Origin of the sequence: Sphingosinithalassobacter tenebrarum (assembly GCF_011057975.1) — a bacterium.
Taxonomy (GTDB): Bacteria; Pseudomonadota; Alphaproteobacteria; order Sphingomonadales; family Sphingomonadaceae; genus Sphingomonas; species Sphingomonas tenebrarum.
In genome coordinates this window covers 1,853,542-1,877,187 of sequence record NZ_CP049109.1, presented here as the reverse complement: position 1 = coordinate 1,877,187, position 23,646 = coordinate 1,853,542, and the positions used below count along the sequence as shown (strand labels likewise).

The window sequence follows — 23,646 nt, the reverse complement described above, 5'->3', positions numbered from 1 at the left end:
CCGCCTCCTCTCTCGCGGCGCGCACCGGCGTCGCATTGAGGTGGTGATGCGCTGTGGCCTGCTGCCGGTTTGGTGGACACCGAGATAAGCTCATTCAGGCTACCCCAGCTTCCCGTTCGAAGTCGATAGGACTGAGGTAGCCCAGGGTCGAGTGACGCCGGGTCGGGTTGTAGAAGCATTCGATATAATCGAACACGTCGGCCTTCGCTTGCGCCCTCGTGCGGTAGATCTTCTTCCCGATCCGCTCGGTCTTGAGCGAGGAGAAGAAGCTCTCCATGGCGGCATTATCCCAGCAGTTGCCGGACCGGCTCATCGAGCAGGTGACGCCATTGTCGGCCATCAGCCGCTGGAACTGCTCGCTGGTATATTGGGCGGATTCAACCGGTCGTCGCAACGCCAAGAAATTGGAGGTTGCGAACATGGCCGGTCGAAGAGCATCAGAACGCTGCACCCGAGAGAAGCTACATTCACCCGGGCGTCCATCTGCCTGGTTGCGTGAGCATCATCGTCGCTTCTGGCAGTCCATTGCCCGCGGGCGTACGAGCGAGGAGGCTGCGGCGGATGCTGGCATTTCGACACCGCTCGGACCGCGCTGGTTTCGGAGTTCGGGAGGTATGCCGCCAAAACATCTGGCGCCTTCGGCGCCTGTGCCCAGCGAAAGATTTCTGACCTTTCGCGAGCGGGAAGAAATCGCCATCGCACTGGCCACGGGATCGGCGATCCGTGCGATCGCGCGCAAGCTTGGGCGCTCGCCCAGCACGATCTCACGCGAAGTCCGGCGCAACGCTGCCACTCGTGGCGGCAATCTGGATTACCGGGCCAGTGTCGCGCAGTGGCACGCTGAACGCGCGGGTCGGCGTCCGCGTCCGAACAAGTTGGCCAGCAATCCTGCTTTGCGCGCTTATGTCGAGGAGCGTCTTGCTGGTCGGGTCACGAATGCTGAGGGCATCGGCTTTGCCGGCCCTGACGTGGTATGGAAGAAGCGGCGCGCCGTACTTCGACAGAGTCGGCGCTGGTCGATCGCATGGAGCCCAGAGCAGATCGCCCATCGGCTGCGGATCGATTATCCGGAGGATCCTACCATGCGCATCAGCCACGAAGCTATTTATCAATCCCTGTACATCCAGGGACGTGGTGCCCTGCGCCAGGAGTTGACGGCTTGCCTGCGTTCGGGCCGAGCCCTTCGCGTGCCGCGTGAACGAACATCGTATCACTCATCGACCAACCCACCACCCTGCGTGAGAACAGGTCGATGACGGCGGCCACGTAAAGCCATCCTTCGGCAGTCCAGATGTAGGTGAAGTCTGCCACCCACTTCCGGTTGGGCCTGTCGGCCGTGAACTGGCGATCCAGAACGTTGCCGGCGATGACCGAGCGTTCGCCCTGATCCTTCGGCAGGCCCCCCGATAGGTGGAAACATCCTATCTCGGTGTCCACCAAACCGGCAGCAGGCCACGGCGTGGAAGCGTCAGGCGATCGAAGGAATGTCGGCGACGTTCTCCAGTGCCGGCGAGGCGGCCAAGGCGGCGAGCGACGCGGAGGTGGACAAGCTGCATGCGAAGATCGGGCAGTTACTGGTGGAGCGGGATTTTTTAGCGAAGGCCTCCGGTCGATGAGCGTGGCACGGAGGCGTGAGTGGATCGATCCTGCTCACCACTGCTTGTCGATCGCGGCGCAATGCCGGCTGCTGTCGATCAGCTGGTCGGGCTACTATTACACGCCGGTGCCGGAGACCGAGGAGACGCTGGTGCTGATGCGGGAGATCAACGCGGCGTTCCTCGACATGCCGTGGTACGGCAGCCGCCAGATGGCCCGGCATCTGCGCCGCCAGGGCCATGACGTTGGCCGTCGCCGGGTAAGGCGGCTGATGGCGAAGATGGGGCTGTCGCCGATCTACCAGCGGCCACGCACGAGCGATCGGCACCCGCAGCACCGGGTCTATCCCTATCTGCTGCGTGGGCTGGCGATCGCCAGCGGCCGAACCAGGTGTGGTGCGCGGACGTGACCTACATCCCGATGCGTCGGGGCTTCCTCTACCTCGTTGCGATCATGGACTGGGCGACCCGCAAGGTGCTGGCCTGGCGGCTGTCGAACACGATGGATGCCGGCTTCTGCGTGACGGCGCTGGAGGAAGTGCTGGCGCGCTTCGGCAGGCCTGAGATCTTCAACACCGATCAAGGCAGCCAGTTCACCAGCTTCGCCTTCACCAGCGTGCACCGCGCCGCGCCGGAACGGCCCCGACTGGCCTGCCATCGTCTGGCTGGCGTTCGTGGCGGGCACGCTGTTCGGGATTCTTCTCTTCTAACCCCCCAAGCCACCGCGCCCGCCGCGATATTCGAGAAACGCCGCAATGAGGCGGCAGAAAGAAAGGAAGCCAATTATGGCGAAACAGCAAATCTGGGAGCCGAAGCGTGCCAACGTCGAATACGGCCCGAGGCAAGAAGGCAATGGCCTCGCGATCGTCGGCGTTATCGTCGTCGCTCTCATCCTACTCGGTCAGTGCGCAGGATAAGCGACGACCACCAACACCCTTTCAGGGCGGGGAGCAATCCCCGCCCTTTTCTTTGCCTGAAAGGACCACGCCATGAGTGATTTTGGAGACGCGCGCTTTGGAAGCGCCAGATGGGCGGAGGACGAGGAAATCGCCCGCGCCGGATTATTCGGCAAAACTGGCTTCCCGATCGGATATAGCGGCAACCGCCTGATGCGCCTCGATTCCGACTCGCCCGGCCTGATCGTCGCGGGCGCAGGGGCCGGAAAATCCCGCGATGTCCTCATGGAAGCGATTATCCGCTGTGCGGGACAGCGGCTCTGGGTTCTCGACCCGCGCGGCGAGCTTGCCGCCGTCACCATCCACAACTTCGCGGCGCACGGGGCCTACGCCTATTGCTGGAATCCGGTGAAGCTCCACGCCCATATTCTCCCCAGCCACCGCCTCAACCCCCTCGACATCTTGGACGAAGCCGACCCGCGCTTTCATGCCGATTGCGGCTTCATCGCCGCCGCCCTCATTCCCTTTTCCGGCAGCAGCAACGGCCATTATTTCGAGCTGCGCGCTCGCCAGTGGCTCGAACTACTGATCAAATCGCTTGTCGAGCAACACGGCAAAGCCAGCTTCCCGATGCTCCGCGACGTCCTTAACGCGATCGAGGGCGATGCGCTGTTCTGGGATGCGCAGCTCCGTGCGATGGAAGATTCGAAGCACGGCGACATCCGCGCCGGAGCCGCCGAGATTTGGCACAAGCAAAAGGACGTGCCGAAGGAGTTCGGCGCAATCCTCGGTACCATCAAGGGCCAGCTCGGTTTCCTCAACGACCCCACATTGATGGACTCGCTGGACGAGCCGGACTTCTCGCTCGCCGATCTGGTCAACCCGCATCAGGTGGCAAGCCTGTTCGTCAACGTGCCGATGGAATATGTCTCCATCTGGTCGTCGCTGTTGCGCGTGCTGTTCACGGTCAGCCGCCTTTACAAGGGCCGCGCACCCGATGCGCCGCGCCTCACCATGATCGTCGATGAGGCCGGACAAATGGGCCGCTTTGAATCCCTGCTCTCGGCGTTCACCTTCGGGCGCGGTGAAGGCGTGCGCACCTTCGCGGTGTTTCAGGACGTGGGCCAGATCATCCGCAACTTCGATGCCGCGACCTTGCAGAGCTTTATCGGCTCGGCGCAGCTCCGCATGTTCTTCGGCGTGCGCGATTATCAGACCGCGCAGCTCGTATCGAACATGCTCGGCAACCAGAGTTTGCGCTATGACGACCCGCTCCAGCAGGAAGGCGCACGCCGCCAGCAGCAACAGGCGCTGAGCCGTTTTCTGTTCGAGGGCGATACAAGCGCAGCGTTCGATTACGCCCACTATCGCAAGGCATCGCAGCATGAGAGCATGATGCAGCGGGCTTTGATGACACCCGACGAGATATTGGCGATGCCGGAGGACCGGATGATCGAATTTATCTCCGGCCTCGATCTGCCGCCCGTTTATGCAGCCAAGAAGCCGTATTTCGAGCAGCGCGATCTCAACGGCAAATGGCTACCGAACCCGTTCCATCCGCCCGCCGATCGCGTGAAGCTGCCGGGACTAATCGGCAGCAAATGGGCGCGGGTAATAGCCATGGATTTGCCCGCGCATCTTGCGCACTTCCCGCAGCACCAGAGCGGGCGGGTACACTATGTGGAGGGTTTCGAACCGTCTTGAAGCGACCGCCTCCGACCCAATTTCCGTCGTCTAGCCGAAAATCCCGGCCCCCAGAAAGCGGTCAGTGCAACAGACTGGGCAGTTTGTTGCAGGTTATATCCTTATAATCAGGGATTTGATTGGCCGCCCAAAGATTGCGGCACTAGGGTCCAAACCCAATCAGCCTCTTGAAAAACGGCGTGCAGATTGATTCAGGGCGTCTCTGCTGAGGTAGGAGGCTTTGAGAATGTCGCGTTCGTTGTTCTGGCTATCGGATGAAGCTTGGGCTGCCATCGAGCCGCACTTGCCGAAGAACCAGCCCGGAGCGCGACGGGTCGATGATCGCAGAGTGATCTCGGGTATCATTCACATGCTCAAATGCGGCGGTCGGTGGGCGGATTGCCCTGCTGAATACGGCCCATCGACGACTGTCTACAATCGCTGGAACCGCTGGAGCCGGCGGGGCATCTGGACCCGCATCCTGGCGGCGCTGACCGAGGAAGGCTGGATCGCGGAAACCGGCCAGATCGACAGCAGCTACATCAAGGCCCACCGCAGCGCCGGTGGGGCAAAAGGGGGGCGCGAGCCAATGCCATTGGCATCTCGCGTGGCGGCAGGACGACCAAGATCCATGCGCTTGTCGATGTCCTCGGACGGCCGCTTCGCCTCGTCCTGACGCCTGGCAACACGTCGGATGTGAAAGGGGCCGACCTGCTGATTGGCGAGACCGTCGGCATGAAGCGGGTGATCGCCGACCGCGGCTATGATGCCAACCGCATCAGGGCTTCCTTGCGCGAACAGGGCACGATCCCGGTGATCCCCGGCCGACGCAACCGCAAGCGTCCGATCCAGTATGACGAACGCCGCTACAAGGACCGCTGGCGGGTCGAGGCCATGTTCTGCCGCCTCAAGGACTTCCGCCGCATCGCTACCCGTGACGTGCTCCCCTGAAATGTGACCGATTTTGAGTAGAGTCCGACACGAAGGAGTCGGACGGAATGAAGCGCAGCAGGTTCAGCGAAGAGCAGATCATCGCGATCTTGAAGGAGCAGGAGGCGGGGATGGCGACGGCGGACGTGTGCCGCCGCCATGGGATCAGTTCAGCCACGTTCTATAAATGGAAGTCGAAGTTCGGCGGGCTGGAGGTTTCCGAGGCGCGCCGTCTGCGGGCGCTCGAGGACGAGAACGCCAGGCTCAAGAAGCTGTTGGCCGAGGCGATGCTCGACAACGTGGTGCTGAAGGATCTGGCGTCAAAAAAATGGTGACGCCCGGCGCCAGGCGGGAAGCCGTCGCCCATGCCCGTGAGCATTACGGGCTGAGCGAGCGTCGGGCGTGCAAGCTGGTTGGCGTGAGCCGACGGGTGATCCGGTATCGATCGTTGCGGCCGGACGACGGCCCGCTGCGGCAGCGGTTGCGCGAACTGGCGGCGGAGCGTCGTCGGTTCGGCTATCGCCGCCTGGGCTATCTGCTGGCGCGGGAAGGCATGAAACCTAACCACAAGAAGCTGCTGCGGATATATCGCGAGGAAAACCTTCGCGTCCGTCGCCGTGGCGGCCGCAAGCGTGCCCTGGGCACCAGGGCGCCGATACTGCTGCCGGATGGGCCGAACCAGCGATGGAGCCTCGACTTCGTCTCGGACAGCTTCGCCTGCAGCCGGCGCTTCCGCATCCTGTGTGTGGTCGACGACTACACGCGCGAGTGTCTGGCGTTGGTCGCCGACACGTCGCTGTCAGGCGTGCGCGTAGCACGCGAGCTGACCCGACTGATCGGACTGCGCGGCAAGCCGCATACGGTGGTCAGCGACAACGGGACGGAACTGACCTCGTCGGCCATCCTGCGCTGGTCGCAGGAGCGGCGGGTCGAATGGCACTACATCGCGCCTGGCAAGCCGATGCAGAACGGCTTCGTCGAGAGCTTCAACGGGCGCCTGCGCGACGAATGCCTCAATGAGACGCTGTTCACCTCGCTGGCCCACGCCCGGTTCGTGCTCGACGCCTGGCGGCATGACTACAATCACGTCAGGCCACACTCGAAACTGGGCGGCAAGACCCCCGCCGAGATCGCCGGCCAACGTGTCTGGGGGCATGCCCCCAGACACGTTGCCATCCCCTCAATCAACCATCATGAAGGAGCCGGACTCTACCTCTGAATGGTAACACTCAGGGGAGCACGTCACCCGCTACGATAAGCTCGCCAGAAACTTCTTGTCAGCCGTAAGCCTCGCTGCCGCCGTTGCATTCTGGCTCTGAACGAGTCTGGACCCTAGGTGTTAGTGGCGCGTTCACCGAGGAAGATTGGTCAGTCGCTATCATGGGCGGTAGGCGTTAGGCGGTGATCAATTGATGTGGAGAATTCGTTCTGCCATCGTCACATCATCTTAGAGAAGATAGCGCATGTAGGGTTTGGAGAAATTTCGATGTGTGCGGCAATTGATTGGGGTGGCTTCACTTGGCAAGCATTCGCCACAATATTTAGCGGTTTCCTAGCCGTCTGCGCTGCGGTTGCTGTTGCTATTCGGCAGATGAAACTGCAGCAGCGGATCGCCAACGACAACATGCTCATTCAAAAGCATGTCGCCAGCATCAATGAAATGACGTTTCGCGAAAAATTGTTCGATCGTAGAATGGCATTTTTTGATACAATCCGCGCTGGTATGGATGACGCTCTCTCAAAAAATCCGTCTTGCGACAACAGCGTCGATTTAACTGAGAAAGCATTTAGCGAAGCGCCGTTTCTGTTCCCGCCAACTGTCATGGCGTGGATTGACCCGGCGATCGGTTTAATAAACACCGTTGCCGCCGCAGAGAAGGAGCGCGAGCGCTATTTGGCTGAAGGGTGGGGCGTCCCCGATCATGTCTATACTAAAAGCGGCGACGCTAGACGGGAACTTTATCGTCTTAAAAGAAGCATGTACGCAGTGTTTGGTACAGAAATGATGCTTGGGCATTGAGAGGTGGGTTCGACCTTTGCAGCATATGCTCGTCCCCACTAGCATCGTAGCTTTAGAGGCTTATAAACCCGCGCTTCCACCGTGATCGACCGAGTAGAGGAAAATTCGCGAGGATTGCTTCAGGCGCCGCTCCTTTTGCGCTTTTGCTTAAGACCGACCCCTTCGGTCCACTCAAGATCGAAAATTTATCCCTGCAACCCTATTGCCCATTCTGTTGCAGCCTCGCCTACGCCCGCTTTCGGGGTAGGCCTAACTCAGAGCGGCTCGGCAGCAAAGTCCCCAAAAGTTGCCGTTGCGACTATGGCGGCCTCACCAGAGATCACCCGCTTTTATAGACGGGAGCGCATGATATTTTCCTGTCCTGGAATATATTCCTAGACTTTCTGTTCTAAATATGTTCCATTATCTCTAAACGCGCTACTAGTGCATCCAGATCAATAGAGCCTCGCCGGAAACGGCGGGGCTTTTGCGTATCTAAGCCCCCAGCAGGGCCGCAGCGGGCGCGTATTCCAACAACAAACCCGAGGGGACGCAGGCCGAACCAGCCTTGCCGTCTCGCAACCGACAGAGCCATGAACATGCAACACGATCTTTCAGCCTATCTGCATCACCTCGACGGCATGGACGCGAGCGTTGAGCAGAAGCTGGACCTGATCGCCGTTCTCTATCGCATCGCCGAGGCGGCGATCGATATCGCGCTTGGTACCGACCCGACCCAGGCCTGCCTTGTGGATAAGTCGAATAAACGATTCCGGTAGCTTTCTGGCTGGGGTAAAATTGTAACCACAAATCACATGGAACGCATATGACATTGAAGTTTGAGGAATTCCGCGAATTCTACGACAATTTCGACATGAGCGAAGAAGATGCTCGCACTCACTTCGATACGTTCGCGACCATTATGTCCCATATAGCTCGCCAAGCCTTCGCAGGCAGTTTGAATGAGGACTTTCCGCTGACCGGATTGGAGAATGAACCAAATAAAAGGACTAGCCCATGACAGAAACAACAGAACAGAATGCCGTCATATATGCGAGAGTCTCCTCGACCAAGCAGAAGACGCAGGGTCATGGGCTGGACAGCCAAGAGAGCCGCTGCCGCGACTATGCCGCGTACAAGGGCATGCGCGTCGTCGGCGTCTACAAGGACGATATCAGCGGCGCGGCCTCGAAGCGTCCGGCCATGGAACGGATGCTCACCTATTTACGCGAGCATCGCGCCGAACCGCATGCCGTAATCATCGACGATATCAGCAGACTCGCCCGCGATATGACGGCGCATCTTCAACTCCGTGCAGAAATCGCGGAAGCGGGCGGCATCCTCGCCTCCCCCTCAATCGAGTTCGGCGCGGACAGCGACAGCCAGCTCGTCGAACACCTTCTCGCCAGCGTCTCCCAGCACCACCGCCAGAAGAATGCCGAACAGGTAAAGAACCGCATGCGTGCCCGCACGCTGGCGGGTTATTGGTGCTTTCAGGCTCCGGTCGGCTACCGCTACGAAAAGGTGGCGGGCCATGGAAAGATGCTGGTGCCCGACGAACCGTTCGCCACCATGATTACCGAGGCTTTTGAAGGCTACGCAGCAGGGCGGTTTCAGACCCAGACCGAAGTCTATCGTTTCCTTACAGGCCAGCCCGAATGGGCGAATGGGCCGTCGCATCGGCTGACCCATCGCCACATCCGCAAACTGCTCCAGCGCTCGATCTATGCCGGATATATCGAGGTCGCCGAGTGGGACATTGCGCTTCTCGAAGGCAAGCACCAGCCGCTTATCAGCTTCGCCACATGGAAGCGGGCGCAGGAGCGGATGAAGGAAACCGCCAAGGCTCCTGCCAAGAAGAACATCAACCGTGATTTTCCGCTGCGCAACTTCGTGGTGTGCGGGTCCTGCGGAGAGCCGCTTTACGGCTGCTGGTCGAAGGGACGCACCAAGCATTACCCCTATTATCTGTGCGTACAGAAGGGGTGCGCCGACTATGGCAAGTCCATTCGTCGCGCCGATCTCGAAGGAGAATTCGTCGCACTGTTGCGCGCCTTGCGGCCATCGCATGCGCTGTTCGCCATCATGCGCGATCTGCTCCGCGACCTATGGGACAAGCGGAACACGGTTCAACGCGCTCAGGCCGATGCCGCTGAAACCGAAATCCGCAAAATCGAAAAGACGGTCGACCAGTTTTTCGACCGTATCGCTCAGGCCGATGATGCGCGGCTGATCGACGCATATGAAAAGCGCATTCGTGAGCTTGAGGAGCGCAAACTGCTTCTACGCGAAAATCCGCGCACAAGCCGCCCAGCGCAAATCCAGTATCTCGCGAGTTTTAGAACCGCGATGGAATTCCTCGCAAACCCCTATAAACTCTGGGAAACCGGGAGGCTGGAATACCGCCGGATGGTACTCAAGCTCGCCTTTACCGAACGACTGGCATACCTGCGCGGCGAAGGCTTTAGAACTGCCGCAACCTCGCTTCCTTTCTCGCTTTTACACGGATTGGAAGGAGGCGGGGGGAAAATGGTGGGCCCGGCAGGACTTGAACCCGCAACCTAGCCGTTATGAGCGGCCAGCTCTAACCAATTGAGCTACAGGCCCCCAGCGCCCGCTCCGATAGCGGACGAAATGCCGTGGCGGCAAGGTGATTGATCGCTTATTCGGCCGCCGCGACCAGATCGTCGATCGATGCCGCGCGCACGCCCAGCCGATCGAGCAGGTCGAGCACTTCGTCCCACCAGCGATTGAATTCCGCCAGATCGGCCGCGTCGCGGACATAGGGCGTATGCCCCGGCACGATCGAGGGCGAGTGATAGGAGAAGTTGAGCACGCGCACCCCCTCGCCCAGCGCGATGCGGATCGCCTCGAGCACTTCGTCGACCGGCATGTCTTCGGGCGTCAGCGCGATGCGCGAAAGCAGCCCGAGCCGCGACAGCGCTCCGCCGAAGGGCATGCGCTGCGCCAGCGGGTGCAACCAGCGGCCGGCGCCGCGCGCATGGCCGGTGAAGACGGTGGTAAGCGGCAATTCGATCAGCGCGCCGGTCGGTCCGGCGCGGAACGCGTCATTGCCCACCGCGCTGTAATCAGGGCCGGTCATGTGGCTGAAATCATAGGTGGCGCGCATCGAGCTGTCGATCCGATAGCCGAGATCCTCGAGCATCCCGAGCGTGTGCGGCCCGAGGCCGTAACGGCCCGCGCGATAGACGATCGGACGGACGCCAAAGCTCGCCTCGATGGTTTCGGTGAGGTTGCTCAGCTTGGCCGCCTCAAGCGCGCGCGGCAGATTGCCGGCGAAGCTGTTGTGGACATTGACGTCCTCATCGAACGGCGGATTGACCCAGGGGTGAAGCTGGGTGCCGACTGTCGCGCGCGGATCGGCGTCGAGCACTTCACGCACGGCATCGATCGCCGCCGGATCGGTCGCGATCGGATGATCGACCATATAGGCGACGGGAATGTGCCGGTCGGCGAAACGCCGGTGAAACTCGGGTATCGCCGCGGCGGCAGACGTATCGCGCGCTTCGCGACGGAACGGCCCGGTCCAGTCGAATTCCTCTTCGGTATCAACGAAAAGCGTGAACCGGGTCCCGAAATCATCTGGCCAGGCGATCGCGGAAGTCGGGCAAGGCGCCGCAAAGCGATTCATGCCCGTAGCTTCCTCACCGGACGGCACCATTTCTGGTTGCGCCGCCATCATCAGCTGTTGTGTGCCTGCCCCATGATGCTGTTTTCTGCCGCAGGGAGTCTTAAGGTCAGGTTATCCGCTTCGATCACGAGCGATCCGCCGAGTTCGCGCGCCAGGTTCCGGGCGAGCCGCAGCGCGAAACCGGTGCCGAGCAGCGTCGCGTCGCTGCCCTCATCGTCGATGCCGAGCACCGAATCGCCCTGATAGTCGGCCAGCGCGGCGGGCCGTTCGAAAGTCACCGCGACCTTGTCCTCGGCGTCAACGGCGGTACGCACGCCGATCCGCTCGCCCTCGCCCGCCGCCGAGACGAGCGTTGCCATCAGCCGCGCGAACAGCCGCTCGACAGCGCGCCGATCGCCCGTCACCGAAAGGTCGTCGACCGGCAGCGCGATGCACGCGCCGCGCAGATCGGCCAAGGGCGAAAGATCGTCGGCGATCCCGGCGAGCAGCGGGCGCAGCGCCACCTTGCCCGGCGCCAGCGCCAGCGCCTGGCTTTCGATCCGCGCGGCGAGATCGAGATCGTCGATCGCCCCGAGCAGTTCCTTCGCCTGGGTGCGGATCACGCCGGCACGATCGCGATAGGGATCGGATACGGGCCCCAGGATCTGAGTCTCGATCATTTCCGCGAAACCGGCGATCGCATTGGTCGGCGTGCGCAGTTCGTGCACGAGCTGGCGCAGCGAATCGGCCGGGTTGGACGTGGACCGCACCACTTCGGCGCGTTCGTCGCGACGCGGGCGACGCGCGGTGCCGCGATAGCCGGAGAAGCGGCCGCTCGACGGATCGAAGACAGGGATTGCCGAAATCAGCCAGTCGCCCGCGGCATCGCTGTCGCCGTCGATCACCAGCCGCGAATTGGAAAAGCCCTGGCGGCGCCGGAACGCACCGGCGGCAATAGCATCGATGCGCGCGGCACCCGGAACGCCCTGAAGATCGAGCGACAGACCGACCAGCGGCGCGCGCGAAACCCCGTCGACCCAGCGGATCACGCCCTTGGCATCGGTTTCGAACCGGAATCCTTCGGGGCGCGGCGCCGGTTTCGCTTCGCGCGGCGCTTCCTGCTGGCGGCGCCAGAAAGCGTCGATGCGTGCGACGACATCGGAAATCTGGAACGGCCCTTCGCCCTTGGCCGAGTCACTTTCGGCGCCATCATCGCCGGTCGTGCTTTCCTGGCCCGCCGCTTCTGCGGCAATCTCGGCAGTGAATTCTTCGATCAGGAGGTCTTCAGTCATACCCACCTCCTCAACCGGCTGCGCATCGCTCGCAACCGGCTGCGGCACGGGCGGCGTCGCTGCTGTCCCGCTTTGATGCGCCACGCCTTCCGCCGACTCGGGCGAAGGGGGCTTGCCAAATGCGCCGGCCAGCCGTTCGGGCAGCGCGAGCGACGCTGCGAACCCGGCGAGCGCAACGAAGGAAAGGTCTTCCTCGGCCGCCACCGCCGCCGCGTCGCGCGGCGCGACAGATTCCGTCGGCACGGCCGGCTCCTCGGGATAGACAGGCGCCGCGATCGCCGATGGCGCGGGCAGCGGTTCGAAATGTGTATCCGGCGGCGCGAGTTGTTCGCGCTCGACCGGCACGATTTCCACCGGTTCCTTCCCGGTATCGACCGGCGCGATCGCGACGGCCGCATCCTCCGGCGTCGCGCCGTTCGATTCGGCGGCCACAACTTCCTCGGCTTCGGCCGGTTCGGCGGTGCCCGGCAAGGCGATATCGGGCATCGGGGACAGCGCCGGCAGCGGTTCGGAAGCCTCGACCGCAGATGTTCCCTCGGCTTGCTCGGGCGTTGCCACGGCGGCGGTTTCGTGCCCCGCATCCGCGTCGCCGGCCTCCTCCGCCTCGCCGATCGGCGAGAGCGAGCGCAGCGCGACCTCGGTCTCTTCGGGAAGCAGTTCCCCGGCCTCGCCGACCTGTTCCCACGGCGCCGGCATCACTGGCTCGGCTGGCGATTCGGCGGGAAGCGCAATCGGTTCGGCATCGGCGGCATCGGCCTGATCCTCGAACATCGCCGCCGGGGCGGCGCTTTCGTCCGGCATCGCCAGCGCTTCGGCGGGCGGTGTGCCATCGGCAAGAATGAAATCGGCGGGACCATAGGCTTCGAGCGCACGTTTCACCGGCGGCCCCAGATCGCGGCGATCGCGCAGCACCGATCGCGCCGCCGACGACATTTCGGGCAGCAGGCTGATCCATTCCGAAGAGGAAAGCCGCGCCGCGCGCAGCACCGGCGCGGCCACCGAAATTTCGTCGACACAAAAAATGCTCACCAGCGCGAAGGGCGGTTCGGCATATTCAAGCCCGCGCGCCGAAGCGGCGCGGATTTTGGTCGGCACATCGTTGCGAATTGCATTAAGCGTCGCCAGCGCGCGCGAATCGGGCGGCACGCGACGGCGGCCGATGAGATCGACGAGTTGCCGCCAGGCCGAGTGCCGGCCATAGGGCGTCGTCAGATCTCCGGCGAGTACCGTTTCCAACGTATCGTCGAAGCGCACGCGTTTTTCCCCTTTAGCCGCAGGACACGCGCGGCCGGTAATTTTTTCTTAACCCGCCAAACCCGGGTCAGGAACACTTCATTTCGGCACGTCGCAATGTGGGACAATTGCGTTCGCGGGTAATATTATTAGGATCGTTGAGGCGATGCGGAACGATCCGTGCGTGAACAGGAGTTTCAGTGAATGCGTTTCGACGAGATTGACATGCGCATCCTCGCGTTATTGCAGGAAAACGGGCGCATGACCAATGTCGAGCTTGCCGAACGCGTGGGACTGACGGCGCCGCCCTGCCTGCGTCGCGTGCGCGCGCTGGAGCAGGAAGGCGTGATTCGCGGCTATCACGCCACGCTCGAATCGGAAGCGCTCGGCTATGGGCTGACGGTCTTCGCGATGGTCAGCCTGCGCAGCCAGGCCGAAAGCGATCTGCGCGCTTTCGAACAGCTTGTCGCCGATATCCCGGAAGTGCGCGAGTGCCACATGCTCAACGGCGAAATCGACTTCATCCTGAAGATCGTCGCGTCCGACCTGCAGAGCTTTCAGCGGATCCTGACGACACGCCTGACCACAGCACCCAATGTCGAGAGCGTGAAGACGTCGCTGACGATCCGTACGTCAAAGGAAATTCCCGGCGTACCGGTGAACGCTCCCTGACGAAAAAAGGCGGAGCAGCCCAGGCTGCCCCGCCCCTTTTTCCATCAGGCCGGGCCGTTACTGCACCGGAGCGGCGGTCGCCGGCTCGGCAGGCGCAGCGGCCTGCTGCTGGCTGGTGTCGATCCAGACTGTCCAGAACTTCGCGAAGTCCGCATAGGTGCCCTGGCTGCCGACCTGATCGAAATAGGTCCGCGCGGTGGCGAGGTCGCCCGACTTGGCATGCGCGATGCCAAGATGAAGATTAACTTCGTCGGTTTCGACACCGCCCTTGTCGAGCGCCATTTCGTAAAGCTCGATCGCCTTGGCATAGTTGCCCGAAGCGAGATAGGCGTCGCCCGTCTGGGCAGCCGAATCGCCATCGGCGGCGGCGGCAGCCTCGCTTTCATAGGCCGACAGCGCGCGTTCGTTGCGCACGGCGGTCTTGGCACGCGAGTAAAGCTGGTTCGCAGGGTCCGAGGACTCGGCGATTTCACCCGAGGCGCGCCCCGCCTCGATCGCCGAAACCGTTTCCCACGGCAAACCCGCATTGAACGCGGCGTCGGCATAGCCGACATATTCGGCTTCGTCAGCCAGTGCTCCGGCCGCTGCCATCACGCGATACATGTCGAGCTTCTGCTTCACCGGCAGCGAATGGCCCTGGCGATACAGCGAGATCGTGCGGCGCCAGTTCTCGGCGGTCGGATAGGTTTCCAGCTCCATCAGCAGCCAACGGGCGGTGCCCGCCATATCCTCGGCGTTGTAAAGCTTGGAAATCGCCATGCGATACCAGTCGGCCGGCGGCTGGTTGCCCTTGGCCTTTTCCTGCTCCACGGCGTGTTCCAGCGCGGCGGCGCCTTCCTCGACACGTTCGAGCTTGAAATAGGAGCTGGCGATCAGCAGCGGCAACGCCGACTGGTCATAGCCCAGTTCGCGCGCCTTGAGCAGATAGGGCAGCGCGCCTTCATAATCTTCCTTCAGCACCGAACGGCGGCCACGTTCGTAGTTGAGCACCGGCGCGCTCGACGCGGGAAGCTTCGGATTGGCGATCAGCCGGTCAAGCACCGGGATCACCGCATCGTCATTGCCCTGGCCGAGTTCGACCTGGAAACGCATCCAGTCGGCATAATAATGCTCGTCATCGTTCGACGCGATGGATTCGGCCTGGGCGAGCGGCGCTTCGGCCTCGGCGAACTTCTTGGCGGCGATCAGTTCCTGCGCCTGTGCGGCGGGCTCACGGAATTCGCGGCTCAGTTCGACCTGCGGCTGTTCCTGTTCGCCGCCATTGCTGCGCTGCGCATTGGCGGGCGACACGCTGATCGCAGCGACGCTCACGCCGAGTGCGGCGGCGACCGCGAACCTGGAAACGAAATTCATGCTGAGTCTCTCCTCATTCGGCTTTGGGGGCCATAGGCGGGGCTCGCCTTATCTACCAGAGTCGCACCGTTCAAGCGCAACTGCCCTGCACTGTTATGACAGTCGGGGCATGAACCGCATTTGAACCGCGCGCCATCAAGCCTTTTGACTCCGTGCCGCGCCCGGCGCTAGGCGGCTGGCGATGCTCGCCCTCCTGTCGCCCGCAAAGACGCTCGACTATAAGTCCGAGTTCCCTCCGGTCACGCCGACCACGCCGCATTTCGCCGAAGAGGCGCTGACGCTGGCGCATGGGGCGGCCAAATTGTCGCGCAGGAAACTGAGCGAAATCATGCACATTTCGGACAAGCTGTCCGAACTCAACGCCGCGCGCTACCGCGATTTCGACGATCAGCCGGAACGCCCCGCGCTGTTCGCCTTTGCCGGCGACGTCTATTCGGGGTTCGAGGCGCAGACGCTCGATGAACCGGCGATCGCGTTCGCGCAGGACCATGTCCGCATCCTTTCGGGGCTTTACGGCCTGTTGCGCCCGCTCGACGCGATGCGGCCCTATCGTCTCGAAATGGGAACCCGCTGGGCGCCGGGGCGCGCGAAGACGCTGTACGACTGGTGGCAGGACCGCATCGCCGCGCGGATCGCCGAGGAACTGAACGAGGAAGGATCGCGGACCATCCTCAACCTCGCCAGCCAGGAATATTGGAAGGCCGCGCAGGGCAGGCTGCCGGAGGGGATCCGCGTGATCGACGTCGATTTCCGCGAACCCGGCCCCGATGGCCCGCGCTTCGTCAGCTTCCATGCGAAGAAGGCACGCGGCATGATGGCGCGATGGATGTGCGAACACATGATCAGCGATATCGAGGCCATGAAGGGCTTCGATACCGACGGCTATCGCTTTGATCCCGAGGCAAGTGACGCAGATCAATGGCGTTTCGTCCGTAGTGGTGAATAATGGCGGCGCCCCTTTCCCACCGGAGGAAATGTCATGCTGAGCCTATTTGCTGCCGCGCTGGCCTTTCAGGCGACACCGCTGCCCGCCGATGATGCGATGGCGGCGCGGAAATGCGCCGCCGCCGTTCCCCAACTCTATCAGTCGGACCGACTTCAGGGATCAGTCCTCATCGAGTATTTCCTGTTCCAGGCTGCTGACGCAGAAGGCACGAGCGGCGCCGCTTTCCTGCCCAGGACGGTGGAGATGCTGAACGATCTCGATCGAGGCTCGGTGACGGCGGACGATGCCGAACGCGTGCTGGGCGCATGCGTCGAACGCTGGCCCGGTGCTTTTTCCGAGGCCCCCGTAGTCCTGCCCGACTCCGCATTCGATCGCGACTTCCTGTGCCTGGGCAGCTTCATCCTGCTTTCGGCATCCGCAAAGGCGCTGCGCAACAACGGCCTGCTGCCGCCGGAAACGCCCGAGTATCAAACATATTTGACCCGCTATGCCGAACTGTTGACGCCCAACCGGATGGAAACGTTCGGCGATGGCAAGGGGCCGGTCGAACTGGCCGGAGAGCAGCTCAAGGCTTCGATCGACATCGGCAGGCTCGACCAGATCGCGGGTGCCTGCATCGCCCGGCTCGAGGACTGACGGCATGGCGGGTGCGGCGGTGATCATCGGCGCCTCCGGCGGAATCGGCGGCGCGCTGGCCGACGCGATCGCGGACGAAGGCGCGTTCGATGTCGTCCACCGTTTCGGGCGCAGCCTGAAGGGCGACGCGCATTGCGACGTTACCGACGAATCGAGCATCGCCGCCGCTGCCGCGCGCGTGGCAAAGGGCCCTGCCCCGACGCTGGTGATCGTCGCCAGCGGGCTGCTTCACGAAGGCGATAGCGGCCCCGAAAAGGCACTGGGCCAGATCGACGGCGAATGGATGCTGCGCAACTTCGCGGTGAACAGCGTCGGCCCGATGCTGGTCGCCAAGCATTTCGTCCCGCTGCTGCCCAGGACGGGCACGCCGGTCTTCGCGGCGCTGTCCGCCCGCGTGGGCAGCATCACCGACAATCGGCTCGGCGGCTGGTACAGCTATCGCGCGTCGAAGACGGCGCTCAACATGCTGATCCGCACCGTCGCGATCGAAGCGAAACGGATGAGCGACCGCTCGATCGTGGTGGCGCTGCACCCCGGCACTGTCGACACCGCGCTGTCGAAGCCGTTTCAGGGCAATGTCGCGCCCGGCCAGCTGTTCGACGCCGGACGCGCCGCGGTACAATTGCTTGACGTCATCGACGGGCTCGGGCCCAAGGACAGCGGCAGGATCTTCGCCTGGGACGGCGCCGAAATCGTCCCCTGAGCGCGCTGAGCGTCTATCGCAGAATCAAAGCGCGCATTAGGCTGCCCGGGTTAAAGGGGTAACCGGGCCGCCTTTCGACAGGGGAAAAGTTCATGTCCATCCTTCTCGCGGCGCTGATGCTGGCAAGCACATCGTCGGCCACCGCGACTTCCGATCCCGATCTGTCCCTGCTTGCCAGGAAATGCGCCGCTGCGTCGCCGGCCTTTCCCCGCGAAGGCGGCAAGATTCAGGGGATGTCCGAACTCCTCTATTACGTCGCGGCTGCCGTGAAGGCCGATCCGCAGACCGATGCGCCGATGGACGAGATGCAGTCGGTCATGGCGGAATTGCAGCAATATCGCCCCGCGACGCTCGCCGAGGCGCGCGCGATGATTCCGGCCTGCGACGCCCGGTTCCCGCTGGCCCGCCGTACCGACAGCGTTACGCTTCCCGCCGATGCGGACCTGCGCGACAAGATGTGCCTCGGCGTCAGCGCGATGATGCTGCCAGGCGCGATGGCGGAGGATACGGTGGCCAAACCGTTCACCGTATCGGACCTTCAGCAAGTGCTTTCCGCCGTCGCCGCACGTCTGAATCCGCGATATCCGCGAACGGACGCTTCGGCGCAGGAGCAGTTGAAGATCGAAGTTGGTCACGCACTGCTGGAATCGACCGAGACCGGCAATGGCATGGTTGTCGCCCAGGCCTGTATCGCCGCCTATTCCGAATAAGCGTCATTCGCGCGCGCGTATGTACGCGTGCGTGTACGCGCGCGGGGCTTGGATTCCGCCGCCCCAACCGCTAGTGCGTTTCACACGAACGAAACACTTCCAGAAAGTCCTGTCTTTTGACCGACGAGACCGTCCTCGCGGACCCTTCCGACATTACCCCCATCTCCATCGTCGAGGAGATGAAGACCAGCTATCTCGACTATGCGATGAGCGTCATCGTCAGCCGCGCGCTGCCGGACGTTCGCGACGGGCTGAAGCCGGTGCACCGCCGGATTCTCTATTCGGCCTATGAAAGCGGCTTCTTCTACAACCGGCCCTATCGCAAGTCGGCGCGCATCGTCGGTGACGTGATCGGTAAATACCATCCGCACGGCGACTCCGCGATTTACGACGCGCTGGCGCGCATGACGCAGGACTGGTCGATGCGGGTGCCGCTGATCGACGGTCAGGGGAACTTCGGTTCGATGGACCCCGATCCGCCCGCCGCGATGCGCTACACCGAAGCGCGGCTGGCACGCTCGGCGGGATCGCTGCTCGAAGGGCTCGACAAGGACACGGTCGATTTCGTCGACAATTACGACGGGTCGGAAACCGAGCCTTCGGTACTGCCCGCGGGCTTCCCCAATCTGCTGGTCAACGGCGCGGGCGGCATCGCCGTCGGCATGGCGACCAATATTCCGCCGCACAATCCCGGCGAAGTGATCGACGCCTGCCTTGCCTATATCGACCGCAGCGTGACCGGCGGCGAGTTGCTGACCACCGAAGAGCTGATGGAGATCGTGCCGGGCCCGGACTTCCCGACCGGCGCGCAGATCCTCGGCCGTTCGGGCATTCGCTCCGCCTATGAGAGCGGGCGCGGATCGATGATGGTCCGCTCGCGCTACGAAATCGAGCAGCGCGGCGACCGGCGTTCGATCGTGCTCACCGAAATCCCGTTCCAGCAGGGCAAGAACGCGCTGGTCGAGAAGATCGCCGAAGCCGCCAAGGACAAGCGGATCGAAGGCGTCGCCGACATTCGCGACGAATCGAACCGCGAAGGCGTGCGCATCGTCATCGACCTGAAGCGCGACGCGACGCCCGAAGTCGTGCTCAACCAGCTGTGGCGCCACACCCCGGCGCAGTCGAGCTTCGCGGCCAACATGCTCGCGATCCGCGGCGGCCGCCCGGAAGTGCTCAACCTTCGCGACATCATCGAAGCCTTTGTGAAGTTCCGCGAGGAAGTCATTACGAGGCGGTCGAAATTCGAGCTGGTGAAGGCCCGCGAGCGCGCCCATATCTTGCTCGGCCTGGTCATCGCGGTCACCAATCTCGACGAAGTGGTGAAGATGATCCGCGGATCGGCCTCGCCGGCCGAAGCACGCGAAAAGCTGCTGGCGCGCGAATGGCCGGTGGCGGAAATCGCGCCCTATCTGCGCCTCGTCGAAGCGGTGGAAACCGAAATTACCGGCGACACCTACACGATGACCGATACGCAGGTTCGCGCGATCCTCGACCTGCGCCTGCATCGCCTTACCGCGCTGGGCCGCGACGAGATCGGCGACGAACTCGCCAAACTGGCGGACAGCATCGCAGAGCTGCTCGAAATCCTCGGCAATCGCGCGCGTCTCTATGAAGTGATGCGCGAGGAGCTGGTGACCGTCCGCGAGCAGTTCGCGACGCCGCGCCGCACCGAAATCGCCGCCGCCGTCGACGGGATCGAGGACGAGGACCTGATCGAACGCGAGGACATGGTCGTTACAGTTACGCACGGCGGCTATATCAAGCGCACGCCGCTCGCCACCTTCCGCGCGCAGGCACGGGGCGGCAAGGGCCGCGCCGGGATGGCCACCAAGGACGAGGATGCGATCACCAGCCTGTTCGTCACGTCGACGCACACGCCGGTGCTGTTCTTCTCGACCGCGGGCAAGGTCTATCGCCTCAAGGTGTGGAAGCTGCCCGAAGGCGGGCCGCAGACGCGCGGGCGGCCGATGGTCAATCTGCTGCCGCTCGCCGCGAACGAGACGATTTCGAACGTACTCGCCCTGCCCGAGGACGAAGGCGAATGGGGCAATCTCCACATCGTCTTCGCGACCAAGAACGGCACGGTGCGCCGCAATTCGATGGATGCGTTCACCAACGTGCCGTCGAACGGCAAGATCGCGATGCGGTTCGACGAGGACAGCGACGACTGGCTGATCGGCGTCGCGCTGCTCACCGAAGCGGATGACGTGCTGCTGGCTTCACGCCAGGGCAAGGCGATCCGCTTTGCCGCCACCGATGTCCGCGAATTCCAGAGCCGCACCTCGACCGGTGTGCGCGGCATGACGCTGAAGGGCGACGATCAGGTGATCGGCCTGTCGATCCTGCGTGGCAACGATTTCGACGCCGAACAGCGCGAAGCCTATCTGCGCGCCGCGCCGTGGAAGGACAATGAAAACGCGCCGACGCTCGACGCCGACACCATGACGGCGATGGCCGAAGGCGAGGAGTTCATCCTCACCGTCTGCGCCAACGGCTATGGCAAGCTTTCCAGCGCGTACGAATATCGCCGTACCGGCCGTGGCGGTCAGGGTATCACCAATATCGACAATATCGCCCGCAACGGGCCGGTCGTCGGCAGCTTCCCCGCGACGCGCGCCGATCAGCTGATGCTCGTCACCGACAAGGCGAAGATGATCCGCATGCCGCTCGAAAGCCTGCGCGTCATCGGGCGCGGTTCGGCGGGCGTGCGGCTGTTCCATGTCGCGGACGACGAACATGTCGTGGGCGCCGCGCGGATCGACGAGGACGAGGAACCGGAAAACCCCGCCGAGGAACTGGTGGCCGAGGAACTGAGCGAGGCCTCCGCCGCTCCGCAGGATGGCGAAGCGCCGGACGGAGCCGCCGATGATTCGGACGACACCGGCGGCGGCGAAGGCTGACCCGGGCGCGCAGCCGCAATATCGAAAAAGGAGGGCAGCGGGCTGAACCCGCTGCCCTCAACCAACCTCTCCCCGGGTCGCGCGGGAGAGGCATTCGCGATCATTCGGCGAGCAGCCGCTCGCGGCACTGAATGAGCCAAGTATAGGCGAATCCGGCTGTGCCCTGCAGATCGATGCGGCCGTAATCGACGCCATCGAAATGCACGCGCACGAAACGCGATTTCTGGAGCAGCGCCAACGCGGGCTCTGAATTGGCCCCCGGGCCCCAACCGGCCCAGGCCATGTCCCAGAAGCCGCTGCTATACCCGCCCGAGCGCGAAACGGTTGCGCCCGCGCCTTCGAATTCGAGCATCATCGGATGATTGGCATCGGGGTCGGCGGCCTGTGCCCTGTTCCATCCATTGACCTTGATCGTCGCGCCGAAATTGGAGTCACGCGCGCGCAGGCTGAGTTCGAACTTGAACGGCTTGTCGGTGCCGGGCAGCGTGCCGCCTTCCACCGTGAACGCACACACGCCGTTTCGCTCGCTGCTCTGATAATTGAGCGACATGGTTTGCTGCGCCGAGGCGCTGCCCGCGAAACATGCCGATGCCAACACTGCCATCGCCGCATATCCGATATTATATCCAAAAGACATCCTGTTGATTCCTTTCAGCAATATGGGTTGTAGCTGGAGCAGCTTCCGGTGCCGCCCGAATAATATCGGATGGCATTGTCCCAGTTGCTCTGGTCGATGATCTGGCCGACGGTGCGGCCGGTGTAAGCGGGCGTGACGCCGACCGAGGAATAGCTGGGCGACCAGCGGCTCCAGGCACGCGTCCATGCGTCCGCCCGGTTGCGGCGGGCCTGCTCCTCGGCCTCGCGGCGGCGGCGCTCATTTTCCCGGCGGGTCGGTTCGGCGCGCATCGAGCGATAGATGGCGGCGGCCATTTCGCTGCCGCGCTCGGCCGCGACGCGCATATAGCCCTCGCCCCTGCGTCTGTCCTCGGCAACGCCGTCCCCATACCAATAGGCCATGCCGACCCAGACCGCCGCGTCGACATGGCCGACACGCGCGGCATTTTCGATCAGGACGAAGCCGTCCTGGCGGTTGGGTTGATCGATCAGGCCGGGCAGCCCGTAATAGAGCCAGCCGCCGAGCAGCCATTCGGCATCCTCGTTCCATTCGCGCATCAGCCGCGCGACGGCGTCGAGCCCGGCCTGCGCCCCCGGCCCGCCGCGATCGACCACCGCCTTTGCCAGCGCGATCTGATTGGCGGCGGGTGCGGCCGGATCGATCGCGGGTATGCGGCTGCGCACAGCCGGATCGGCCGAGACCAGCGCGCGCGCATCGGCGCAGCCGCCAGTATCGCCGAGCCGGCAGGCCTTGTCCGCCAGCGCCACCGCCACCGCGCGATCGCGCCCGACCACCGTGGCGCGGGCATAGGCCTGCCCCAGGCTGCGGCACCCGGCGGCGAAATCGAAATCGCAGGCGCGGCGCCAGTAATAGATCGCTTCGCCGTCATTGGTGCGCGCGCCGGCGGGGCGCGTCATGCCCAGTTCGCCGAGCCGGTAGCATGCCTCGGGCGCGCCGCCCCGGCACGCGGTGACAAGGAAATTCTCGCCCCGCCGCACGGTTTCGGCAGACCCCGCCCGCGAGAGTGTGTCGCCATGCAGGGCGCACAGCCGCAGCCGATCGCCGGCGGCGCGGGTGCATCCCCGTTCGGCGGCAGCGGCGGCCTGTCGCGGATCGGCGGCGACACCGCGCCCTGCGCTATAGGCATCGTAGAGGCCGAGGCAGCCCCAAGCCTGGCCCTTGTCGCAGGCTTCGCGGAACATCGCGACCGCGCGCGCCTGGCCGCTCGCGTCGTTCCCCGCGAGCAGGCGATTGGCCCGCAACCGGCACCCCTCGGCCGAACCCGCAGCGCAGGCGCGATCGGCCACCGCCACGGATTGCGCGCTTTCGCCGCCCGAGGCCGTCATGACGGCAGACATCGCCGCGCAGCTGTCCTGATCCTTGAGCGCGCTGCAGCCATGCTGCGAAAGCTCGAGCGCGAGATCGGTGTTGGTGAAGCCCGCCGCACCGTTGCGCAGCATCGCCGAGGCACGCGCGCAGCCCGGGCCCGAGCCCTTGCGACAGGCGAGGATATAGTAACCGATCGACACACGAACATCGGCGGTGAGGTCACCCGCCCCTTCGTCATAAGCGTGCGCGAGCCGCATGCACCGCTCGGCGCGACCGCGACGGCAATCGCGGTCCCAGCGGATCGCGACACCGTAGAGCGTGAAGGGCATCATCTGCTTGCCGTTATAGACGGCGCCGTCGGCATGGCCGTCATAAGCGGACGGAACATCCTGCGCCTGCACCGCGCTGTTCAGCGCCAGGCAGGCGAGCAGCAACGAACAGAATCGAACCACGCGCATACCAGCCTCCCCCGGCCCTGTTTGCGACGATGCGGGAGAAGGCGTAGCGGCGGGGAAATCGCCG

Annotated in this window: 17 protein-coding genes, 1 tRNA gene and 5 pseudogenes; 15 read left to right on the top strand and 8 right to left on the bottom strand. The window is 63.5% G+C overall.

All coding sequences use genetic code 11. The features are described 5' to 3' along the window. Positions 1 to 94: 94 nt before the first annotated feature. Positions 95 to 379 (bottom strand): annotated as a pseudogene (locus G5C33_RS09215) (IS3 family transposase); the annotation flags it as partial. Positions 380 to 419: 40 nt separating this feature from the next. Between G5C33_RS09215 and G5C33_RS09210 the strand changes: the two are divergent. Next, positions 420 to 1,205 (top strand): annotated as a pseudogene (locus G5C33_RS09210) (transposase); the annotation flags it as partial. Here the strand turns inward: G5C33_RS09210 and G5C33_RS09205 are convergent. Continuing rightward, positions 1,177 to 1,398: pseudogene (locus G5C33_RS09205) on the bottom strand (DDE-type integrase/transposase/recombinase); the annotation flags it as partial. The pseudogenes G5C33_RS09210 and G5C33_RS09205 sit on opposite strands and share 29 nt — an antisense overlap. A gap of 62 nt (positions 1,399 to 1,460) precedes the next feature. Between G5C33_RS09205 and G5C33_RS09200 the strand changes: the two are divergent. The 8 genes and pseudogenes from G5C33_RS09200 to G5C33_RS09165 form a co-directional block, all read left to right on the top strand. After that, positions 1,461 to 2,226, top strand: a pseudogene (locus tag G5C33_RS09200) (IS3 family transposase); the annotation flags it as partial. Positions 2,227 to 2,584: 358 nt separating this feature from the next. After that, entirely contained in the window at positions 2,585 to 4,195 is a 1,611-nt protein-coding gene (locus tag G5C33_RS09195) for a type IV secretory system conjugative DNA transfer family protein (RefSeq protein ID WP_165326939.1), read from the top strand. A gap of 226 nt (positions 4,196 to 4,421) precedes the next feature. After that, a pseudogene (locus G5C33_RS19325) lies at positions 4,422 to 5,110 on the top strand (IS5 family transposase); the annotation flags it as partial. 62 nt (positions 5,111 to 5,172) lie between these two features. Further along, positions 5,173 to 6,323, top strand: a protein-coding gene (locus tag G5C33_RS09185) for an IS3 family transposase (protein WP_165325588.1) whose coding sequence is annotated in 2 segments (ribosomal slippage) — positions 5,173 to 5,425 and positions 5,425 to 6,323 — 1,152 coding nt in all. Because the reading frame shifts where the segments join, the coding sequence is not laid out codon by codon here. Between the two features lie 195 nt (positions 6,324 to 6,518). Beyond that, positions 6,519 to 7,124 carry a hypothetical protein gene (locus G5C33_RS09180; RefSeq protein WP_165326938.1) on the top strand — a complete coding sequence of 202 codons (606 nt, stop codon included), beginning with the start codon at positions 6,519 to 6,521 and terminating at the stop codon, positions 7,122 to 7,124. A gap of 578 nt (positions 7,125 to 7,702) precedes the next feature. After that, positions 7,703 to 7,882 (top strand): hypothetical protein, encoded by a 180-nt coding sequence (locus tag G5C33_RS09175; protein WP_165326436.1) that lies wholly within the window; start codon positions 7,703 to 7,705, stop codon positions 7,880 to 7,882. Between the two features lie 47 nt (positions 7,883 to 7,929). Then, on the top strand, positions 7,930 to 8,124 hold the full coding sequence (locus G5C33_RS09170; protein WP_165326937.1) for a hypothetical protein: 195 nt from the start codon (positions 7,930 to 7,932) through the stop codon (positions 8,122 to 8,124). After that, complete coding sequence (locus G5C33_RS09165; protein WP_165326936.1) at positions 8,121 to 9,668, top strand: recombinase family protein; 1,548 nt, start codon at positions 8,121 to 8,123, stop codon at positions 9,666 to 9,668. Before G5C33_RS09170 ends, G5C33_RS09165 begins: the two co-directional genes overlap by 4 nt. Here G5C33_RS09165 and G5C33_RS09160 read toward each other — a convergent pair. The 3 genes from G5C33_RS09160 to G5C33_RS09150 all read right to left on the bottom strand — a co-directional run bounded on the left by G5C33_RS09160 (position 9,634) and on the right by G5C33_RS09150 (position 13,280). Further along, positions 9,634 to 9,710: transfer RNA gene (locus G5C33_RS09160), tRNA-Ile, on the bottom strand. The two genes, G5C33_RS09165 and G5C33_RS09160, sit on opposite strands and share 35 nt — an antisense overlap. Positions 9,711 to 9,765: 55 nt before the next feature. Beyond that, positions 9,766 to 10,755 (bottom strand): polysaccharide deacetylase family protein, encoded by a 990-nt coding sequence (locus tag G5C33_RS09155; protein WP_165326935.1) that lies wholly within the window; start codon positions 10,753 to 10,755, stop codon positions 9,766 to 9,768. Positions 10,756 to 10,805: 50 nt separating this feature from the next. Then, positions 10,806 to 13,280 carry a sensor histidine kinase gene (locus G5C33_RS09150; protein ID WP_165326934.1) on the bottom strand — a complete coding sequence of 825 codons (2,475 nt, stop codon included), beginning with the start codon at positions 13,278 to 13,280 and terminating at the stop codon, positions 10,806 to 10,808. A gap of 183 nt (positions 13,281 to 13,463) precedes the next feature. Here G5C33_RS09150 and G5C33_RS09145 point away from each other — a divergent pair, with 183 nt between their 5' ends. Continuing rightward, on the top strand, positions 13,464 to 13,931 hold the full coding sequence (locus G5C33_RS09145; protein ID WP_165326933.1) for an Lrp/AsnC family transcriptional regulator: 468 nt from the start codon (positions 13,464 to 13,466) through the stop codon (positions 13,929 to 13,931). Between the two features lie 57 nt (positions 13,932 to 13,988). Here G5C33_RS09145 and G5C33_RS09140 read toward each other — a convergent pair whose 3' ends face one another. Next, positions 13,989 to 15,284, bottom strand: coding sequence for a tetratricopeptide repeat protein (locus G5C33_RS09140; protein ID WP_165326932.1), 1,296 nt, complete (start codon positions 15,282 to 15,284; stop codon positions 13,989 to 13,991). Positions 15,285 to 15,465: 181 nt separating this feature from the next. Here G5C33_RS09140 and yaaA point away from each other — a divergent pair, with 181 nt between their 5' ends. The 5 genes from yaaA to gyrA all read left to right on the top strand — a co-directional run bounded on the left by yaaA (position 15,466) and on the right by gyrA (position 21,179). Next, positions 15,466 to 16,230: a peroxide stress protein YaaA gene (gene yaaA / locus G5C33_RS09135; protein WP_165326931.1), complete on the top strand. Its 765-nt coding sequence runs from the start codon at positions 15,466 to 15,468 to the stop codon at positions 16,228 to 16,230. Between the two features lie 33 nt (positions 16,231 to 16,263). Beyond that, positions 16,264 to 16,866: a hypothetical protein gene (locus tag G5C33_RS09130; RefSeq protein WP_165326930.1), complete on the top strand. Its 603-nt coding sequence runs from the start codon at positions 16,264 to 16,266 to the stop codon at positions 16,864 to 16,866. Positions 16,867 to 16,870: 4 nt separating this feature from the next. Beyond that, complete coding sequence (locus G5C33_RS09125; RefSeq protein WP_165326929.1) at positions 16,871 to 17,569, top strand: SDR family NAD(P)-dependent oxidoreductase; 699 nt, start codon at positions 16,871 to 16,873, stop codon at positions 17,567 to 17,569. Positions 17,570 to 17,661: 92 nt separating this feature from the next. Continuing rightward, positions 17,662 to 18,279 carry a hypothetical protein gene (locus G5C33_RS09120; protein ID WP_165326928.1) on the top strand — a complete coding sequence of 206 codons (618 nt, stop codon included), beginning with the start codon at positions 17,662 to 17,664 and terminating at the stop codon, positions 18,277 to 18,279. 116 nt (positions 18,280 to 18,395) lie between these two features. After that, positions 18,396 to 21,179, top strand: a complete 2,784-nt coding sequence (gene gyrA, locus G5C33_RS09115; protein ID WP_165326927.1) for a DNA gyrase subunit A — start codon at positions 18,396 to 18,398, stop codon at positions 21,177 to 21,179. Between the two features lie 100 nt (positions 21,180 to 21,279). On the opposite strand, the gene G5C33_RS09110 is transcribed toward gyrA, so the two are convergent. Together G5C33_RS09110 and G5C33_RS09105 are read right to left on the bottom strand one after the other, a co-directional pair. Beyond that, positions 21,280 to 21,816 carry a hypothetical protein gene (locus G5C33_RS09110; protein WP_165326926.1) on the bottom strand — a complete coding sequence of 179 codons (537 nt, stop codon included), beginning with the start codon at positions 21,814 to 21,816 and terminating at the stop codon, positions 21,280 to 21,282. Positions 21,817 to 21,830: 14 nt separating this feature from the next. After that, the gene (locus G5C33_RS09105; protein ID WP_165326925.1) at positions 21,831 to 23,582 is read right to left on the bottom strand and encodes a tetratricopeptide repeat protein; all 1,752 of its coding nucleotides are present in this window, start codon (positions 23,580 to 23,582) and stop codon (positions 21,831 to 21,833) included. Positions 23,583 to 23,646 lie beyond the last annotated feature (64 nt).

Coding starts and splice junctions, on each gene's coding strand:
- G5C33_RS09195 (WP_165326939.1), top strand. CDS start 2,585: ATGAGTGATTTTGGAGACGCGCGCTTTGGAAGCGCCAGATGGGCGGAG.
- G5C33_RS09175 (WP_165326436.1), top strand. CDS start 7,703: ATGCAACACGATCTTTCAGCCTATCTGCATCACCTCGACGGCATGGAC.
- G5C33_RS09170 (WP_165326937.1), top strand. CDS start 7,930: ATGACATTGAAGTTTGAGGAATTCCGCGAATTCTACGACAATTTCGAC.
- G5C33_RS09165 (WP_165326936.1), top strand. CDS start 8,121: ATGACAGAAACAACAGAACAGAATGCCGTCATATATGCGAGAGTCTCC.
- G5C33_RS09155 (WP_165326935.1), bottom strand. CDS start 10,755: ATGAATCGCTTTGCGGCGCCTTGCCCGACTTCCGCGATCGCCTGGCCA.
- G5C33_RS09145 (WP_165326933.1), top strand. CDS start 13,464: ATGCGTTTCGACGAGATTGACATGCGCATCCTCGCGTTATTGCAGGAA.
- G5C33_RS09140 (WP_165326932.1), bottom strand. CDS start 15,284: ATGAATTTCGTTTCCAGGTTCGCGGTCGCCGCCGCACTCGGCGTGAGC.
- yaaA (WP_165326931.1), top strand. CDS start 15,466: ATGCTCGCCCTCCTGTCGCCCGCAAAGACGCTCGACTATAAGTCCGAG.
- G5C33_RS09130 (WP_165326930.1), top strand. CDS start 16,264: ATGCTGAGCCTATTTGCTGCCGCGCTGGCCTTTCAGGCGACACCGCTG.
- G5C33_RS09125 (WP_165326929.1), top strand. CDS start 16,871: ATGGCGGGTGCGGCGGTGATCATCGGCGCCTCCGGCGGAATCGGCGGC.
- G5C33_RS09120 (WP_165326928.1), top strand. CDS start 17,662: ATGTCCATCCTTCTCGCGGCGCTGATGCTGGCAAGCACATCGTCGGCC.
- G5C33_RS09110 (WP_165326926.1), bottom strand. CDS start 21,816: ATGTCTTTTGGATATAATATCGGATATGCGGCGATGGCAGTGTTGGCA.
- G5C33_RS09105 (WP_165326925.1), bottom strand. CDS start 23,582: ATGCGCGTGGTTCGATTCTGTTCGTTGCTGCTCGCCTGCCTGGCGCTG.